The organism is Archaeoglobus sp. (genome assembly GCF_017656475.1).
GTDB lineage: Archaea > Halobacteriota > Archaeoglobi > Archaeoglobales > Archaeoglobaceae > Archaeoglobus.
On sequence record NZ_JACDNT010000017.1, the window covers coordinates 1 to 17,296 of the forward strand.

General features: G+C 45.9%; 16 protein-coding genes and 1 pseudogene. 13 read left to right on the forward strand and 4 right to left on the reverse strand.

Annotated elements, in window-relative coordinates:
- The first annotated feature begins 218 nt into the window (after positions 1 to 218).
- The 4 genes from H0Z19_RS06440 (at position 219) to H0Z19_RS06455 (ending at position 5,065) form a co-directional block, all read left to right on the forward strand.
- Complete coding sequence (locus H0Z19_RS06440) at positions 219 to 1,985, forward strand: long-chain fatty acid--CoA ligase (protein ID WP_290724977.1); 1,767 nt, start codon at positions 219 to 221, stop codon at positions 1,983 to 1,985.
- Positions 1,986 to 2,024: 39 nt separating this feature from the next.
- Positions 2,025 to 3,452 carry a 4-hydroxyphenylacetate 3-hydroxylase family protein gene (locus H0Z19_RS06445; RefSeq protein WP_290724979.1) on the forward strand — a complete coding sequence of 476 codons (1,428 nt, stop codon included), beginning with the start codon at positions 2,025 to 2,027 and terminating at the stop codon, positions 3,450 to 3,452.
- Between the two features lie 22 nt (positions 3,453 to 3,474).
- Positions 3,475 to 4,638, forward strand: coding sequence for a 3-hydroxyacyl-CoA dehydrogenase (locus H0Z19_RS06450; RefSeq protein WP_290724981.1), 1,164 nt, complete (start codon positions 3,475 to 3,477; stop codon positions 4,636 to 4,638).
- Positions 4,639 to 4,723: 85 nt separating this feature from the next.
- On the forward strand, positions 4,724 to 5,065 hold the full coding sequence (locus tag H0Z19_RS06455; RefSeq protein ID WP_290724983.1) for a CGGC domain-containing protein: 342 nt from the start codon (positions 4,724 to 4,726) through the stop codon (positions 5,063 to 5,065).
- A 33-nt stretch (positions 5,066 to 5,098) separates the two neighbouring features.
- On the opposite strand, the gene metG is transcribed toward H0Z19_RS06455, so the two are convergent.
- The 3 genes from metG to thsB form a co-directional block, all read right to left on the reverse strand.
- Complete coding sequence (gene metG, locus H0Z19_RS06460; RefSeq protein WP_290724985.1) at positions 5,099 to 7,081, reverse strand: methionine--tRNA ligase; 1,983 nt, start codon at positions 7,079 to 7,081, stop codon at positions 5,099 to 5,101.
- A 41-nt stretch (positions 7,082 to 7,122) separates the two neighbouring features.
- Entirely contained in the window at positions 7,123 to 8,439 is a 1,317-nt protein-coding gene (locus tag H0Z19_RS06465) for a PAS domain S-box protein (protein WP_290724987.1), read from the reverse strand.
- Positions 8,440 to 8,536: 97 nt separating this feature from the next.
- Positions 8,537 to 10,174 carry a thermosome subunit beta gene (gene thsB, locus H0Z19_RS06470; protein ID WP_290724989.1) on the reverse strand — a complete coding sequence of 546 codons (1,638 nt, stop codon included), beginning with the start codon at positions 10,172 to 10,174 and terminating at the stop codon, positions 8,537 to 8,539.
- 118 nt (positions 10,175 to 10,292) lie between these two features.
- On the opposite strand from thsB, the gene H0Z19_RS06475 reads away from it, so the two are divergent.
- A protein-coding gene (locus H0Z19_RS06475; protein ID WP_290724991.1) for an IS630 family transposase occupies positions 10,293 to 11,319 on the forward strand; the annotation gives its coding sequence in 2 pieces (ribosomal slippage) (positions 10,293 to 10,763 and positions 10,765 to 11,319; 1,026 coding nt in all).
- Positions 11,320 to 11,348: 29 nt separating this feature from the next.
- Positions 11,349 to 11,516: pseudogene (locus tag H0Z19_RS12030) on the forward strand (LSM domain-containing protein); the annotation flags it as partial.
- 339 nt (positions 11,517 to 11,855) lie between these two features.
- On the opposite strand, the gene H0Z19_RS06485 reads toward H0Z19_RS12030, so the two are convergent.
- Entirely contained in the window at positions 11,856 to 12,419 is a 564-nt protein-coding gene (locus tag H0Z19_RS06485; protein ID WP_290724995.1) for an Lrp/AsnC family transcriptional regulator, read from the reverse strand.
- A 193-nt stretch (positions 12,420 to 12,612) separates the two neighbouring features.
- Here H0Z19_RS06485 and H0Z19_RS06490 point away from each other — a divergent pair, with 193 nt between their 5' ends.
- From H0Z19_RS06490 to H0Z19_RS06520, 7 genes are all read left to right on the forward strand, one after another.
- A complete protein-coding gene (locus H0Z19_RS06490; RefSeq protein ID WP_290724996.1) occupies positions 12,613 to 13,194 on the forward strand; it encodes a DUF2589 domain-containing protein in 582 nt (193 codons plus the stop codon).
- A 19-nt stretch (positions 13,195 to 13,213) separates the two neighbouring features.
- On the forward strand, positions 13,214 to 13,708 hold the full coding sequence (locus H0Z19_RS06495) for a DUF2589 domain-containing protein (RefSeq protein WP_290724998.1): 495 nt from the start codon (positions 13,214 to 13,216) through the stop codon (positions 13,706 to 13,708).
- Positions 13,705 to 14,178, forward strand: coding sequence for a hypothetical protein (locus tag H0Z19_RS06500; protein ID WP_290725000.1), 474 nt, complete (start codon positions 13,705 to 13,707; stop codon positions 14,176 to 14,178). Before H0Z19_RS06495 ends, H0Z19_RS06500 begins: the two co-directional genes overlap by 4 nt.
- A gap of 82 nt (positions 14,179 to 14,260) precedes the next feature.
- Positions 14,261 to 14,578 carry an H/ACA ribonucleoprotein complex subunit GAR1 gene (locus tag H0Z19_RS06505; protein ID WP_290725001.1) on the forward strand — a complete coding sequence of 106 codons (318 nt, stop codon included), beginning with the start codon at positions 14,261 to 14,263 and terminating at the stop codon, positions 14,576 to 14,578.
- Entirely contained in the window at positions 14,496 to 15,476 is a 981-nt protein-coding gene (locus tag H0Z19_RS06510) for a transcription initiation factor IIB (RefSeq protein WP_010878796.1), read from the forward strand. Before H0Z19_RS06505 ends, H0Z19_RS06510 begins: the two co-directional genes overlap by 83 nt.
- A gap of 92 nt (positions 15,477 to 15,568) precedes the next feature.
- Positions 15,569 to 16,483, forward strand: coding sequence for an ABC transporter ATP-binding protein (locus H0Z19_RS06515; protein WP_290725006.1), 915 nt, complete (start codon positions 15,569 to 15,571; stop codon positions 16,481 to 16,483).
- Positions 16,446 to 17,252 carry an ABC transporter permease gene (locus H0Z19_RS06520; RefSeq protein WP_290725008.1) on the forward strand — a complete coding sequence of 269 codons (807 nt, stop codon included), beginning with the start codon at positions 16,446 to 16,448 and terminating at the stop codon, positions 17,250 to 17,252. Before H0Z19_RS06515 ends, H0Z19_RS06520 begins: the two co-directional genes overlap by 38 nt.
- The last annotated feature ends 44 nt before the right edge of the window (positions 17,253 to 17,296 follow it).

Here is a 17,296-nt window from a genome sequence, read left to right on the forward strand (position 1 = left end):
CGCCGAGAACTGCTACGGTTTTTATCCTCTCCTTTACATCCATATTAATCACCTGTCCAAATTCACGAAATTTGCTTTTCTTAATTTTCTATCTTTATCATAATCCTTATTTAGGTTTTACGTTTTTGGTGCGAAATTTGTTCGTATACAGTGAAAAATTTTAATTTAAATAATCTTAAAAAACGAAAAGCTTAAATTAAAGAAAAAATAGTGGAAATATGGAAGTTCCTGAGTTTATCAAAAACAGATACTGGCTCGAAAAGTCGTGGGTTGAAGGGTTGCCAGCAGACGTGAAAATTCCAAAAAAGCCCATTTACGAAGTTATAGACGAGGCATGTCAAAAATACGCGGAAAGGACGGCAATAATTTTCTACGGATATGAGATAAAATACGGCCAGCTTAAAGAGTACATAGACAGGTTTGCAACCTCGCTTTCAAAAATGGGTGTAAAAAAAGGTGACGTTGTAGCCATTTATTCCCCCAACTGTCCGCAATTCGTCGTAGCCTACTACGGGGCAATGAAAGCAGGTGCGACTGTTACAGCCATTTCTCCACTCTTCGCTCCAAGGGAGGTGGAGTATCAGCTTAATGACAGTGGAAGCAAGATCCTCGTAACCGTAGAGCAGCTATATCCAAATTTCGCCAAAGTTCGTGAAAACACGGGTGTTGAAGAAGTCATAGTTGCAAACATCGCAGGAGGAGAGGCGAAGGTTGAGGGGAAGTTTGTAGACTTTCGCGAAATGCTCGCTTCTGAACCTAACCCTCCTGAAGTTAAGTGGAACGTCAAAGAGGATGTTGCAGTTCTTCAGTACACTGGCGGAACGACAGGATTGCCAAAAGCTGCGATGTTGACACACTACAACGTGGTCGCAAACTTGTACCAGCTCATTCCGTTTACCGAGATACTGAGGAAATGGTTCAAGTCGCACAAGGTAATCAGGGAGGAAGGAGAATACATAGTCCTAGATTTCGACGGGAAAGAGTACAAAACGTTCAAGGACTACTACGAGAAAGACTACAGCCCTAGAATCGCAATTCTGCCGTGGTACCACATTTACGGGCAGACAGTTGATTTGAACACGGGCCTTGCCACAGGAGATATTTTGGTAGTTTTTGCACGGTTTGAACCAGAGAAGATCCTCGAAGCTATTGAGAGATACAGAGTAACAACCTTCATGGGAGCTCCAACGATATTTGTTTACTTCGTCAACAATCCAGAACTTATGAAGAAGTACGATCTTACATCGCTGCTTTACGTGAACAACGGAGCCGGGCCCATTCCACCAGAAGTTGTGGAGAAATGGGATGAACTTACAAAGGATGCAGGTAGAGGTATTCTCGTAGAGGGTTATGGATTGAGCGAAACATCTCCTGTGACGCACACAACCTTCGGCCCACCTTTCAGAAAGAGGAAGGTTGGGTCATGTGGACCACCAATCCCCAACACCTATGCTGCAGTAATTGATCCGGAAACAATGGAGTTCCTCGGTATTGGCGAGGAGGGAGAACTGGTCATCTCAGGCCCGCAGGTAATGAAGGGCTACTGGAACCGCAAGAAGGAGACCGAGGATGTGTTTTTCGAGGCAGGTGGAATGAAATGGCTTAGAACAGGAGACATAGCAAAGATGGACGAGGATGGATACTTCTACATCGTCGACAGGCTGAAAGACATAATCAAGTACAAGGGACATAGCGTCTATCCAAGGGAAATTGAGGATGTAATGTACGAGCATCCAGCAATCAAGGAGGTCTGTGTTGTCGGAATTCCGGACGAGGTTGCGGGAGAGACCATCAAGGCCTTTGTAGTTCTCGATGAGAAGTACAAGGGCAAGATTACAGAAGAGGACATTATTGAGTGGTGCAAGGAAAGAATGGCTGCCTACAAATACCCGAGAATTGTGGAGTTCAGGGATGAACTACCTAAATCAGCAGCAGGAAAGTATCTGCGTAGAGTTTTGAGGGATGAGAGCTTAAAGAAGAGGTGAGGTGTTTTCAAATTTTAATATAATTTTGAGGTGGTATATATGAGAACGTCAGATGAATACAGGCAGGATTTGTATAGAATGAAGCCCAACATCTATGTTAGAGGTAAGAAGGTTGGTAGAGATTCACCGGATCTGAGTGGGGGGATAAACGTAATTTCCAAGACCTTTGACCTCGTGGAAGATGAGCGGTTCAGAGACTTGTTGGTTGCGAAATCACATCTGAGTGGCAAGAAAATCAACCGGTTTACTCACATAAACCAATCTGCTGAAGATCTGATGAAGAAGCAGGAAATGACGAGGAAGCTGTGTCAGCTTGTTGGAGGATGTATACAGCGCTGCATGGGGTGTGATGCGGTAAATGGGCTATCGGTTGCAACTTTCGCAGCGGACATGGAACACGGCACAGACTACCACAAGCGGTTCATGGAGTACGTGAAGGAGTTTCAGGAGAGAGATCTGGTTGCTGCATGCGCCCAGACTGATGTGAAAGGAGATAGGAGCAAGAGGCCGCACCAGCAGGATGACCCGGACATGTATGTTAGAGTAGTGGAGAGGAGGAGTGACGGAATAGTTGTGAGAGGTGCAAAGAACTGCATAACGATGGGAGCTGTTGCGGATGAAATAATAGTCGTGCCCACTAGGGCAATGACCGAAAACGATAAGGACTACAGCGTTGCCTTCGCCGTTCCGGCTGATACGGATGGTGTTAAGATAATTTCCAGGACTTCAAGATTGAGAGCGCATGAAGGCCTGGAAATGCCTCAGGGAGAGATTGGAGATGACGAGAACATGATAGTATTCGATGATGTCTTTGTGCCTTGGGATCGCGTTTTCATGTGTGGAGAGAATAAGTACGCCACTCTCGCAGCACACCTCTTCGCCCTCTTCCACAGGCACAGCTACACCGGCTGCAAGCCTGCAACGACGGATGTAATAATGGGCTTTGGGGCTCTGATTGCAGACTACAACGGAGTTTATGGTAGGCACAACATAAGGGAGAAGCTTGTTGAACTTGCTGCCACGGCCGAGCTGGTTTATTCTGCGGGAATAGCTTCTGCAGTCCACGGTCAGAAAACACCTGCAGGTACATTCATTCCCAACGAGGTTTATGCAAATGTTGGAAGGAGGCATGCTGGTTTGAACTACTACAAGGAGCTTGAGATTCTTGCAGAGCTAGCTGGCGGGCTGCCTGCTGCACTGCCATTTGCCGAAGACTATCTGAATCCTGAGACGAGGCCGTACATTGAGAAGTACATCAAAAGAAGGGCGGATGTGCCGGCTGAGCATGTATACCGCTGCCTGTTCGGAATATCGAACATACTCTGCTCCTCGCTTGGAGGCACAATGGCAGTTGCGGGAGTGCATGGGGGAGGTTCGCCGGTCATGGAAGAAATAGCGATCTGGAGGAGCTATGATTTTGAAGAGAAGAAGGAGATTGCAAAGTACCTGGTGGGGGTAAAGGAGTAGTCTGAGCACAAAAGGTGGTTTTGTGGATATAAGAGAGAAAATAAAGAAGGTTGCCGTCCTCGGAGCAGGCGATATGGGGCACGGAATTGCTGAAGTGTGCGCAATTGCCGGATACGAGGTCTGGATGAGAGATATAAGGGAGGAATTTGTCGAGAGAGGGATGGCAAGAATAAAAGAGAGTCTTGAGAAGCTGGAGGGGAAGGGAAAAGTGGACGATAAGAAGGTACTATCGAGGCTTCATCCAACAACTGATCTGGAAGAGGCGGTAAAGGATGCCGATATAATAATAGAAGCGATTCCGGAAGTTATGGACTTAAAGAAAAAGGTTTTCTCGGAATGCGACGAAATTGCCAAACCCGATTGCATATTTGCAAGCAACACGTCTTCGATGAGCATAACTGAACTCGCCAAAGCAACCGAAAGAGAGGATAAGTTCCTCGGTCTGCATTTCTTCAACCCTGTAGTACTGATGAGGCTCGTTGAAGTGATAAGGGGAGAGAAGACGGGTGATGAAGCGGTCAAAACATGTGTTGAGTTCGTCAAGAGCATTGGGAAAACGCCTGTTGTTGTCAGAAAGGATGTTCCGGGATTCATAGCTAACAGAGTGGTGGCTCCCGGCATGGTTCTGTTGTTCTCCATACTCGAAAAGGGAATCGCAACCCCGGAGGAAATAGACGCAACAATGAGAAAGATAGGCTTGCCAATAGGCCCGTGCGAGCTTGCAGACTATACGGGGCTTGACGTTAATTACCACGTCATGAAGTACTACGAGGAAACCGTAAGCCCCGACTATAAGCCACCGGAATTTCTGGAAAAGATGGTTAAGGAAGGAAATCTCGGAAAGAAGGCAGGTAAAGGTCTATACGACTGGAGTGCTGGAAGACCACAGATTGATTTGAGCATAGCAACGGACAAGGTAAATCCGATGGACTTCTCAATCGTTGAAATAAACGAAGCATGCAAGCTGGTTGAGATGTGTGTTGCCGACCCGGAGGATATCGACACAGCACTCAAGCTCGGATACAGCAGACCTCTTGGCCCGTTTGAGCTGGCAAAGAGTATTGGGGCTGAGCAGATAGAAAAGCGACTTGAGGAATTGGCAAAGCAGTTCGGAAAGAAAATATTCGAACCTGCCGAGTTCATAAAAAGTGGAAAGCTGAAGGCCGTGCTTGAAGAAAACCAGTAGGATTTGAAGGGAGTAATATAGAGCAGATAGGACACACGAAATATGGAAACAGCAAATTTTTTAATTCAGATGCTGACATAGTAGCATGAAGGACGTTTTTATTGTTGCATGTGGTAGATATATGGACACAACCTATGGTTGCCCCGGAGAGTGGCGCTGTCTGAAGGCTGCTGCGCTCGGTGAGGGAAAGTTTGACGAACCTGTTAGAGTGATGTCCTTCGTGAGGTGCGAGTGCCCGGGAACTACACTCGTTCCAAACATTGGTATGGCAATGAAGCTGTCTGAGGTTAAGCCTGAGGAAATATATCTCAGCTCTTGCATGCTGAGAGACCCCGGCTGTCCTTACAGAAGTGCAGAGGAGTGGGCGAAGATAATTGAGAATGCTTTCCAGATTCCCGTGAAGCTTGGAACTCACGAGTACAAGTAATTTTTTTCTTTTTTGATAAAAAATTTTAAAAAATCAGCAAACTCTTGTTCCCGGCTCAACTTCCTTCTCCGGAACCAGCAGCACAGCTTTCCCGTCTTTCTCAGCTGCAAGAATCATTCCCCTGCTTTCAACTCCCATGAACTTCGCAGGCTTGAGGTTCGCAAGCACGACCACAAGCTTGCCCTCAAGCTCCTCTGGAGTATAATCCTCTGCAATCCCGGACACAATCTGCCTCTGCTCCCCACCAATGTCGATTATCAGCTTTATCAGCTTCTTGCTCTTCTTTATCTTCTCAGCTTTCAAAACCTTGCCGATGCGGATGTCGAGCTTTTGAAAGTCCTCGATGCTTATTACCTCCTTTTCCTCAGCCTTTTCCTCATCTCCTTCTCCCTTAAACCTCTTCTCCATTATCTTCTGCAGCCTCTCAATTGTCTCATCCTCTATCTTGGTGAACGGGACTTCGGGCTTGCTGAGCTTCATAACCTCATCAACTGCGTAGGCATCGCTCAGCTTGGCTTTCTCAAGATTCAGACCAATAGCTTTCGCCATTCCCTCCATACTTGAGGGCATTACTGGATATGTGAAGATTATCAGGGCCTTGGCGAGTTGCAGGCATGATGCAACAGCTTTCCTTGCAGCCTCTTTGTCAGTCTTTATGAGCCCCCAAGGTTTTGCATTCTGGAAGTAAACGTTTCCGTATGTTGCAAGCTCCATGAAAGCGTCGCTGGCCATCTTGAACTCCCACTCTTCAAGTGCTGAAAGTATCTTCTGCTCTGTCTCTTTTATTTTCTGCAGAACCTCCTCGTCAACACCGTCCATCTTTACCTCTCCGAAGTTCTTCCACGCAAAGAGCAGAACCCTGTAGAGGAAGTTGCCGAGGGTAGCAATAACTTCGTTGTTCACCTTCTCTTTGAAAACCTCCCAGGAGAAGTTCAGGTCCTTCTGATGGCTCGTGTAGTTGACTATGTAGTAACGCAGGTAGTCAGGGCTTAGACCGGACTTGAGGTAATCCTCTTCCACCCATACAACGTATCCTCTCGACTTGGAGAAAGTCTTGCCCTCAACCTTGACCATTCCACTCGCAACAACTGAAGATGGCAATGCATAATCAGCCCCCTTTAGCATTGCGGGCCAGAAAATGCAGTGATGGTAAACTATGTCGAGACCGATGAAGTGGACTATCTCAGCCTCACCGTCAATCCAGATTTTCTTCCAGTCGCATCCCTTCATCTCGCAAGCTTTCTCAGTAAAGCTGATGTACCCTATCGGCGCATCAACCCAGACGTAAACGACTAAGTTTTCTTCTCCCGGAAACTTCACACCCCACTCAAGATTTCGAGTTATGCACCAGTCCCTCAGGTTTTTAACCCAGTTTCTGGCATAATTTAAAGCATTCTCAGTCCCCTTCAGGTTCTCCAGAAACCTCTCCAGAAAATCCTTGAACTCTGTCAGCTTGAAAAAGTAGTGCTTTTGACTCCTGAACTCGGCTTTGCTGCCGCAAATCTTGCATCTCGGCTCCTTAATCTCTCCTGGCTCCAAATGTCTTCCACAACCCTGATCGCACTCATCACCCCTAGCAACAGCACCGCAGTAGGGGCAGATCCCCTCCACATACCTGTCAGGTAGAAATCGCTGGCATTTCGGACAATAAGCGAGCTGAATTTCTTTTGGATATATGTATCCCTTCTCTATAAGCCTCTTCACGATTTCAGTCGTGCGGTGGTGGTGGTAATCGCTGTCCGTTCTGCCGTAAAAGTCGAACTTTATGTTCAGGGCATTAAAAATTTTGATAAAGTGCTCATGATAAATATCCACAAGCTGCTTTGGTTTCAGGCCCTGCTGCTCAGCATTCACGACGATTGGAGTTCCGTGACAGTCACTCCCGCAAACAAAAACGACTTCTTCTCCAGCCATTCTGAGATACCTGACATAAACGTCAGCGGGAACGTATGTTCTGAGATGTCCCACATGAGCTTTTCCGTTCGCATACGGAAGACCGCAGGTGACGAGCTTCATGGGGAGACAAAAGTTCGGGGGGTAAATAACGTTTTCACCTTTCACACTGCCCTGAACCTCACCTCAAAAACAGTTCCGGTGGGTTTGTTGTCGTAAACGCTTATTACACCTCCAAGGATGTCTGTGAGCTTTCTGACTATGAACAGCCCCAGCCCCGAACCACCTGTCGTGAAGCCCTCGTCGAAAATCCTTTCTTTAACATGCTCTGGAATGCCTTTTCCGTTGTCGGCCACTCTGAGAACTCCCCAACCCTTATCTTTTTTAACTTCGACAAAAACGTCTCCTCCTGAGTGCTTAAGGGAGTTATGAATGAGGTTGAAGGCTATCGTCCTTATGCTTTCGTTGGCCATAACTTCAACTTCTTCGCAATCACAGCTTGTCCCTAAGCTCTCTGCGACTTCCTCAACAATTCTGTCCATTCTTACTGGCTTTATCTCCTCAAGAGCCGATTCAAGGTTTGCGATCTCCCTGATGAGTCTTGTAATGTGGTCAACTCTGCTGAGGGCTTTCTTTGACAACTCACCCTCTCTTTCCTCAAGCACAGCCCTTACAAGAACCAGAGCATTGGCAATATCGTGTCGCAAAACTTTGTTGAGGAGGCGGAGGTAGTCTTCCCGTATCCTTAGTTTATCATTGAGAGTGTGAATCGAGGTCGTGTCAACCACAGTCGCAGCAACAGCCGGTCTTCCCTTGTAGGTTATTCTGCTCGGCCTTGCAGTGAGCCACCTCAACTCTCCGTTCTTTGTTGTTATCCTCCAGCTATAGGTATCTACATCTCTTCTTCCAGTTTCTCTCTCAATGTATTTGGTATAAACCTCTTCCCGGTCTTCAGAGTGAATTATGAAGAAGGGATCTCCCCCCAGGACTTCTTCCTTGCTGTAGCCGGTATACTCCTCAAAAGCTCTGTTGACGTAGACCATTTTCCCGTCCTGAATGATGTAAACCGGTGTAAGAGAGTCCTCAATCAGGCTTCTGTAGAATCCCTCACTTTCCTTTAGCTTCTGCTCCAGCTCCTTCACTCTGGTAATATCAATCCAGTTTCCGAGTACGTACCTTTCACCATTCACATGCAAGGGTCTTGCAAACCCCCATACCCACCTGACTCCTCCATCCTTCCTGCAATAACGAACCTCATAAAAAATCTCTTCTCCCAAAAGAGCTTTTTTAGCAGCGTCAAATGAAATCTGAACGTCATCAGGATGAGCCAAATCAAGAACATTCATTCCGATTAGTTCATCTTTCGAGTACTTCGTCGCCCTGACAACCATATCATTGACATAAACAATCCTAAAATTCTCATCATGAATGTATATTCCGGAGAGGGATTTTCCTGCAACTTCCTCAAAGTTTATTTGCATGTAGGTTTGGCCAACAATTTTGATTAAATAGTTTCCTCTATCTAGTAAAATAGTGTGCCTTGCAGTAGTAATGCCAAAAAAGAACAAAAAATTAAATTTAGAATTCGGGCATCTCAGGCATTCCGCCTTCTCCGCCTGCTCCCTTCTCCTTCTCAAGTCCCTTGGCCGCGATGATGTCGTCGATTCTGAGAATCATCACTGCAACTTCTGTTGCAGAGCCGATTGCCTGGGTCTTGACTCTAAGCGGTTCAAAGACACCTTTCTCTTTCATGTCTACAACCTTACCGCTGTCAACGTCTACTCCAGCGTACTTCTCTCCCCTCTCGTGTGCTGCCTTTAGCTCTACCAGCACGTCGATCGGGTCGATTCCAGCATTCTCTGCAAGAGTCCTCGGTATGATTTCAAGTGCTGTAGCGAATGCTTCGACTGCAAGCTGCTCTCTACCGCCAAGTGAGGGAGCCCACTCCCTGAGCTTCAGACTTACTTCAATCTCCGGTGCGCCAGCACCAACAACAACCTTTCCATCCTCAACAGCACATGCAACTGCCCTCACTGCATCCTCGATACCTCTGGCAATCTCCTCAACAACATGCTCCGTTCCGCCCCTCACGAGTATAGTTACCGCCTTGGGGTTCTTGCAGCCAGTAACGAAGACCATCTTCTCATCGCCGACTTTCCTCTCTTCAACAAGCGCAGCTTCTCCAAGGTCCTCGCTGCTAATGTCTCTAAGGTCGGTAAGCACTTTTGCTCCCGTTGCCTTAGCCAGCTTCTCCATGTCGCTCTTCTTAACTCTCCTTACTGCAAGAACTCCGGCCTTTGCGAGGTAGTACTGGGCCAGGTCATCGATGCCCTTCTGGCAGAAGAGAACGTTTGCACCAGCGTTGACTATCTTGTCAACCATTTCCTTGAGCATTGCCTCCTCCTGCTCGATGAACTTCTGGAGCTTCTCAGGATCAGTTATTCTGATCTTTGCATCAATCTCCGTCTCCTTAACCTCCAAAGCCGAGTCGAGGAGCAGAATCTTTGCGTTCTCCACCTTCTTTGGCATTCCCGGATGGACGACCTCTTTATCAAGCACTATACCGTCAATCAGCTCTGTCTCTTCAATGCTTCCTCCCTGCCTCTTCTCAATCTTGATGTAGTCTGTGTTGACCTCATACTTACCGTTTGTCTCCTCTGCAATCATCTTAACAGCGTTGACAGCAATTTCAGCAAGCTTGTCGATGGCTACCTCCGCCCCTTTACCGGTCATCGCGGTTGAGGCGATCTTCTTCAGAATTACGTCATCATCCTTGCTGATAGGTATCGCAATTTCATTCAGAACTTCCAGGGCCTTATCTGCAGCATATCTGTAACCGTTAGCTATTATCGCCGGATGAATTTCCTGATCAAGGAGTTCCTCAGCCCTCTTCAGCAGCTCTCCGGCAAGAACTACTGCGGTGGTTGTACCATCACCAACCTCATTGTCCTGAGTCTTTGCAACTTCAATAATCATCTTTGCCGCCGGGTGCTCCACATCTATCTCCTTGAGAATCGTAACTCCATCGTTTGTTATGACCACATCGCCAAGGCTGTCGACGAGCATCTTGTCCATTCCCTTTGGACCGAGAGTGCTCCTAACGGCCTCTGCAATAACACGAGCAGCCATTATGTTCATTCTCTGGGCGTCTCTACCAACAGTTCTCTGAGTTCCTTCTCTCAATATCAGCACAGGTTGACCCTGTAACGTTGCCATTTCACATCACCTCCTATGTTACAGAAATTGGTGGATTGGTACTTCTATATAAATTTTTCTATCATGAATTTATGGTTCTGAGCAAAACTATTTATACCAAAAATAACAGACCAGCTGCATGGGCAGAAAGCGAATCTACGAAGTTGTAAAGCATTTACCAGCAGAAGAGCTCGATAAAAGGATCAAAAAGCTCGAAAAAGATACAAGAGTTCTTAAAAGACTGTACTTCATAAGACACCTTTACAGAGGAATGAGCGTTGAGGAAGCTGCCGACCTAGTAGGAGTTACCAAAGCTACGGGCTATGCATGGCTTAAGAGATGGAATTCCAAAGGTTATGAAGGCTTAATTCCGGAGTTTGGTGGAGGAAGACCATCCAAGCTAACGGAGGAGCAGAAAGAGAGACTGAAGGAAATGCTAAAGAAAAAGGATTCCTGGACGACGAAGGAAGTTCAGGAGCTCATTGAAGCAGAGTTTGGAATAACATATTCTTCGTGGCAGGTCAGGAGAATTCTCAGATCTTTTGGAATGAGATACGCCAAACCCTACCAGAAGGATTACAGGAAGCCAGAAAATGCTGAAGAGACTTTAAAAAAACTTAGATGAGGCTGAAATTCGTCAATCGGACGTAATAGGATTTATCGATGAGATGGCTGTCGAAGCTAACGCAAATACAGCAAGACTATGGAGCTTCGATAAGCCTGTTAAGAGAGTTGCTACCTACGTCAAAGTTAAGATTTCAGGATTCTACAGCTTGAACGGAGAGAGCGTAATAGAGTTTCCTGAAAGAAATAGGGCTGAGGACTTTATATCCTTCCTGGAAAAGGTGAGGAAAGCAAATCCTGAGAAAAGGATCGTGGTGATTCTGGACAATTTCAGGACGCATCATGCTAAGAAGGCCATTAATGAGGCTGAGAAGCTGAACATAGCTTTGGTTTATTTACCTCCTTACTCTCCTGATCTGAATCCAATTGAAAACGTTTGGAAGAGCGTTAAAAGAGCAGTTTCAGAGAAATCTCCGCTCAATACGGAAGAGTTGGAGGAAGCGATTGCTAAAGCCTTCAAAAAGCTGACAGAATCGATATCCTTTGCAAAAAGGTGGATTGAGAAGTTTCTGGGTGATAAGTTTAAGATGTTATGCACTTAACCATAAATTAGAGTTTTTAGCAGTTAGATATAGTTATAAGGGTAGAAATGAAAGGAGAGGAGAACCAGTTAGTCGGAAAACTTGAGGGCGTTGACGACTACATGAACTTGTATCTAACCAACGCAATGGAGTGCAGAGGAGAAGAGAAGGTTAGAAGCCTTGGAGAGATAGTTCTCAGAGGAAACAACGTTGTTCTGAGCGTAATTCTCAAAGAAACTAACAGGGCAACCACGAGGCTGAAAACGAAGAAAAATCCGATTATATACATTGCGTGCTTTTCCAGACCTGTTCTGACCACCGGTGATATAAGCAGTACAGCTACACAAAGCGAAATCAGTGTAAAAAAAGAAACTTAGCTGACATTTACTTTCACCTCAAAACTGTCTGTAGATGCAGGAATTGTAACCGAGATGATAAGTCCTAAACAACAAGGTTTGCTAAAAGCCGTAAATGGGGCCTCACTAACGGGCTTGTTCATTTATTACACCTCATCCGATATAAGTTTCTTGCTTTCTCTGCTCCAAAACGTCTTTACCCTACAACCTTCCCCGGTAAAACTTCGTAGATGGACAGCCGAGGCACCTTTTTGCCTCATATCTGTAGCAACCCTTGCAGAGAACACCGCATGGAGCTTCTTCCCTCTCTTTCTCTGCCACAACTTTTATGTCCAGATAGCCATCATAGAACATTTCCTGAACGGGAAAAATATCGTACCTTCGAATTCCTGGCTGGGCACGCAGCGAGCACTTCTCCAGTGATATGCTCTCCAGAGAGTGGTAATCCTCAGCGTAAATTAATGCAAAGAGGTTGTAACTGCCTGTTGTTACGAAAAACTTGATTATTCTCGGGCAATCCCTGAATTTTTCAATGATTCTCCGCAAGGCTTCTGAACTCTCCACCTCCATAGCGATAATGGCAGTTATAATACCGAGTTCCTCCACATTTATTAAAGGAGTGAGTTTAATTTTCCCTTTCCCTAGCTTGTCAAGCCTTTTTTTCACACCCATCGCAGACATTCCCATTTTCTCGGCTATCTGAGAGAGCGTTGCCTTTCCGTTTTGCTGAAGGATGGAGATGATTTTTCTGTCTTTCTCATCCATGGATGGTTTGTACACTTTTGTGGTAAATAAAGTTTACCTTATAAACCAAGCTTCAGTTTAGACTCTTTGACCTTTCCCCAGTAGGAAAATTCAATTTATTTTTACAAAAATTCCACCAATGAGGAAAAACTTATATACCTTGTCGTTAACTTTTTGTTATCAGTTGACATTTTGATTGAAAGTGGTGGTTTAAATGGTAGGCGCAAATATTCCTGCAGAGCTTGCTGCTCTGCCTATAGAAAGTTTGATTGGTAAACCACTGGAAGCTGCAGTAAAGGCTCAGGCTTTTGCTGCGATGACGACAGCGAGGTTTGTGCAGGAGGTTGGGACTGATGAGGACGGAAACGTAAAAACAGTTACGTTTAAATTCAAGAGAAAGGAAGTAGACCCTGATACTGGCGACATTGTTGATACAGACACGACGATTGAAGCACCACTCCTGTCAATACTGCCCGTACCCTACATAAGGATAAAGGACATGACCATCCACTTCAACTTCACAATAAAAACTGCTGCTCAGGATAAGTCGTCACACGACTTCTCAAGCAAGCTCACAGCCAAAGCAGGATGGGGATGGGGGAGTGTGAAATTAACCGCATCCTATGGCTTCAAAAAGGAGACAAGGTCTCAGGTTGACAGAAGCTCAGAACTGGACATTACTGTTAATGCTGTTCAGGATGAGATGCCCGAGGGGATGAGAACGCTCCTGAGTCTGCTCAAAGAAAGCATATCCCCTTCAACCTCTAGTTCTGGATCTGGTTCTGGAGGAGGCTAAACCAAAAGAGGTGCCATAATTGGCCAGCAACCTTGCTCTGCTGCTTGAACAGATAATAGCCTCACCACTTAAGGCGATAGTTGACGCCCAGAGTGAATCCGCAAACGCGACGGTTGATTTTCTTTTAAGTCTAATGGATATGGACGGAGAAAGAACCATACCCAAATCTGTTCAGGTAGTTTACAACCAAACCTACCTTGACCCCGAATCCGGGGAGCTCAAGCAGGAAGCTCAGAAGCTCAGCATCCCGCTCGTAACTCTCGTTCCAATTCCATATATCAGCGTGGATGAAGCAGATATAGAGTTTAAAGCCAAAATTGTTGCAGCTAAGCCTGTAGCTGGCAGAAAAGCTGTTCCGCTTTATGCAGTTTACGCGAGTAAGCAAACCTCTAAGGTAGATGTTAGCGGCGATTTGCATATCAGGATAAAGGCAAAGAGAGCAGATGTGCCTGAAGGAATTGCGAGAATGATAACCGCACTCAGTAACTCACTCAACATCACAGGGGAGGAATGATGCCAGAAAGAAGGCGTGTCAGGAAAACTCCTGATATAAAGAAGGTCAACCTGAGCGAGAAGAAGGGAGCTGTTGATATTAAACCAGAGCCAGAAGGCAAGCCAGAAATTGCAAAGTCTCCATCTGCCGACATACCAAAACTTACGCTCAAATCTCTCACTTCAGGAATTGCGCTTGCAGCACTAAATGCAAAGAAAATAATCGATTTTGAAGCTGCAGGAATAAAGAAAGAATACGAGAAAAACGAGCTACTGAGAAATTTTCCAGTTCCAACATTTGAGCTTTCCGAAATTGAGGTTGAGCTTAACTTTCTGATAGAAGATGTCGAGAAGGACGATGTTGTTATTGTTACTGATGCAGAAAAACTCTCCGAGCTTGTCAGTTCAGCATCGAAGGTTAGGTTTAAGCTGACCAGCAAGACTCTCAGTGAGTACATACTGCCAACAGGAGAAAAAGTAATCAGAGATTAAACCCTTCTACTTTTGCCTGGCACAAACTCTATCAAGTTTGACCGAAAACCTTATATACCCCGCCGAAAACCTTATATACTGCATGAGTAGGTTGCGGACACTTGGTAGAGCAAAGCATATGTCAAAAACTGGAATGCTTGTGGTAGCGTTAAATCCTGCATACATCCCCAAAATCGGGGATAAGGTTGTTACAAGAAGGAACGAACACATCGGATTTGTTGCTGACGTTATAGGGCCAGTATCTTCACCCTACGCTCTGGTTAAGCCAAAAAATGTGGATAAAATAATATTTGAGGAATTATTTGTGGTGAAGGAGTATGGCGGAAGTAGAAAAGGTAAGGGAAAAGGAAGTAGAGAAGGAAGTAGAAAGAAAGGAAATAGAAAGAGAAGAGGACGTTGAAGTTTGCCCAGAGTGTGGAAGTCCCAGACTTATTCGTGATTATCGCAGAGGAGAGTTCATCTGCCAGGATTGTGGGCTTGTAATTGAAGATACTTACATCGATGCCGGGCCGGAATGGAGGGCGTTCGACAGCGAACAGAGAGACAAAAGAAGCAGAGTTGGAGCTCCGGTAACTTATACCATCCACGACAAAGGTCTCTCAACTATCATAGACTGGAGCAACAAGGACTACTACGGAAAGGCAATATCCGTGAGAAACAGAGCACAGCTATTCAGGCTGAGAAAGTGGCAGAGGAGAATCAGAATCAGCAACGCAACAGAGAGGAACCTCGCATTCGCTCTCAGCGAGCTTGATAGAATGGCCTCAGCCCTCGGTCTGCCGAAGAGTGTGAGGGAGACGGCAGCGGTAATCTACAGAAAGGCCGTTGAGAAGAACCTCATAAGAGGTAGGAGCATTGAAGGTGTCGTTGCCGCAGCTTTGTATGCTGCCTGCAGGCAGGCAGGTGTGCCAAGAACACTCGACGAAATAGCCACATACTCAAGAGTTGACAGAAAGGAGATTGGAAGAACATATAGGTTCATTACGAGGGAGCTCGGCCTGAAGCTGATGCCGACAAGCCCCGCAGACTACATCCCGAGGTTCTGCGCTGCACTTGGCCTAAGCGGTGAGGTTCAGAAGAAGGCCATCGAAATCATCAAGAAAGCTGAGGAGAGGGAGCTTACAAGCGGCAGAGGGCCGACTGGTGTTGCCGCTGCTGCGCTCTACGTGGCATCAATACTGCTTGGAGAAAGGAGGACCCAGAGGGAAGTTGCTGAGGTGGCGGGAGTTACTGAGGTAACGATAAGAAACCGCTACAAGGAGCTTGCAGAGAAGCTTGGGATTGAAATAATCCTTTAACTTTCTTTGATTTTTTTGATAAAAATTCAATAAAGTTTTTAATTTTCGCCTTTTTAAACCGAAGCCGTAAAAAATCTTATGCCAAATCTGCCATGGTGAAGGCAGTCGAATGCAGGGACGTCTGGATGGTTTACAGGACTTTCATGGAGAAAGACACTGTTGCTTTAAGAGGTGTTAACCTCGACGTTGAAGACGGGATTATCTTCGGATTGCTTGGCCCAAACGGAGCCGGAAAAACAACACTGATTTCAATTCTTGCAACAATCCTGATCCCCACGAGGGGGGAGGTAAGAGTTCTTGGCATGGATGCCTTCAAAAATACCAGAAAGGTTAGGGAGAGAATCAACATCTCAAGCGGGGTGAGAATGCCGTGGGGGATGAAGGTTTACGAGTGCCTCCGCTTTTATGCAATGTGCTACGGCATTACCGGCAGGAAAGTTGTAGAGGACGTCATCTCTGAGTTTGAGCTTGAAGAACACAGGAACAAGAGATTTGATGACCTCTCTACCGGAAACAAGCAGAAAGCCAACCTGGCGAGGGCTTTTCTGAACAATCCAGAGGTCGTTTTCCTCGACGAGCCGACTGCAAATCTTGATCCAGACATGGCAAAGAAGATACGGGAGATGATTTTGAGGATAAAGGAGGAGAGAGATATAACCATTGTTCTTACAACTCACAACATGAAGGAGGCGGAGTTGCTGTGTGACAGAATCGCCTTCATCAAGGATGGGAAGATAGCGGCAGAAGGGACTTCTGAGGAACTGAAGAGGTACACGAAAATGAGCGAGAGGATAATTTTGAAGGTGAGAGGTGACGTAAGCAGACTAAGTTTTCCGTATCCATTCAGGCTTGACGGAAATTCTTTGACAGTATTCGTTGAAGATGCTGAAAAAGCACTTCCGTCAATTGTGATAAAGCTGGCAGAGCAGGGTATAAATGTTGAATCGGCAAAAATGGAGGAGATCACCCTTGAGGACGTCTTTATCGAGCTTGCAGAAGGTTCTTAGCGAAATTCTGGCCTTTGCGTACAGGAATTACGCTCTTACAAAAAACGAATTCTACGCCATATTCGAGATGCTTTTCTGGCCGATGATTAGCTTAATCTCCGTTGGATTGCTCGGAGAGTTTCTTTACCTCGAAAAAGATGCCGTTGCGTTTATAATTATAGGCGTAATCACGCTGAGCGTTATCCAAATCGCCCAGATTGATGTTACATATGTTATGCTTCTCGACATGTGGAGCATGAGCCTGAAATACATAATAGTCACCCCAACACCGTTCTACCGCATGGTGACAGGAGCGTGGCTTTTTGGCTCAGTGAGAGGTCTTATTTCGCTTGTCCTGTTAATTCTGCTGAGTGCCTGGCTATTCGGATTTACCTTAACTCTGCCCTTAACAGCAATGGCCGCTTTCGTTTTGGGAATACTGTTAAGTGCGATGCTCATCGGTATTTTCAACTGCATCCTGATCCTCGTCTTTGGCAGGAGGGCAGAGATATTCGCATGGACTCTCACTGCAATAGTAATGCTCTTCTGCGGAATCTACTACCCAGTAACAATTCTGCCCGAACCATTCAAAACGCTGGGCCTTTTGATACCGATAACACACTATCTTGAGTTCTTCAGATCCTTTTACGGGTTCCAGACCGTCTTTCCGAACCCTCTGGCAATTGCCATAGTAGAAACGATAACATACCTCGCTCTACTGCTCGTTGTGGCTGAGATCAGTATGCTGAGGGCGAGGAAGACGGGGCTTGTGCTCAAGCTCTCGGACTGACTCTCGGAAAGATTATATACCAGTAATGACAAAAAACCTCTAGA

Excerpts from the sequence above, each read along its gene's own strand:
- metG (WP_290724985.1), bottom strand. The coding sequence starts at position 7,081 with ATGAAGCTCGTCACCTGCGGTCTTCCGTATGCGAACGGAAAAGCTCAT.
- H0Z19_RS06505 (WP_290725001.1), top strand. The coding sequence starts at position 14,261 with ATGAGTAGGTTGCGGACACTTGGTAGAGCAAAGCATATGTCAAAAACT.
- H0Z19_RS06500 (WP_290725000.1), top strand. The coding sequence starts at position 13,705 with ATGATGCCAGAAAGAAGGCGTGTCAGGAAAACTCCTGATATAAAGAAG.
- H0Z19_RS06490 (WP_290724996.1), top strand. The coding sequence starts at position 12,613 with ATGGTAGGCGCAAATATTCCTGCAGAGCTTGCTGCTCTGCCTATAGAA.
- H0Z19_RS06485 (WP_290724995.1), bottom strand. The coding sequence starts at position 12,419 with ATGGATGAGAAAGACAGAAAAATCATCTCCATCCTTCAGCAAAACGGA.
- H0Z19_RS06510 (WP_010878796.1), top strand. The coding sequence starts at position 14,496 with ATGGCGGAAGTAGAAAAGGTAAGGGAAAAGGAAGTAGAGAAGGAAGTA.
- H0Z19_RS06515 (WP_290725006.1), top strand. The coding sequence starts at position 15,569 with ATGGTGAAGGCAGTCGAATGCAGGGACGTCTGGATGGTTTACAGGACT.
- H0Z19_RS06445 (WP_290724979.1), top strand. The coding sequence starts at position 2,025 with ATGAGAACGTCAGATGAATACAGGCAGGATTTGTATAGAATGAAGCCC.
- thsB (WP_290724989.1), bottom strand. The coding sequence starts at position 10,174 with ATGGCAACGTTACAGGGTCAACCTGTGCTGATATTGAGAGAAGGAACT.
- H0Z19_RS06440 (WP_290724977.1), top strand. The coding sequence starts at position 219 with ATGGAAGTTCCTGAGTTTATCAAAAACAGATACTGGCTCGAAAAGTCG.
- H0Z19_RS06465 (WP_290724987.1), bottom strand. The coding sequence starts at position 8,439 with ATGCAAATAAACTTTGAGGAAGTTGCAGGAAAATCCCTCTCCGGAATA.
- H0Z19_RS06455 (WP_290724983.1), top strand. The coding sequence starts at position 4,724 with ATGAAGGACGTTTTTATTGTTGCATGTGGTAGATATATGGACACAACC.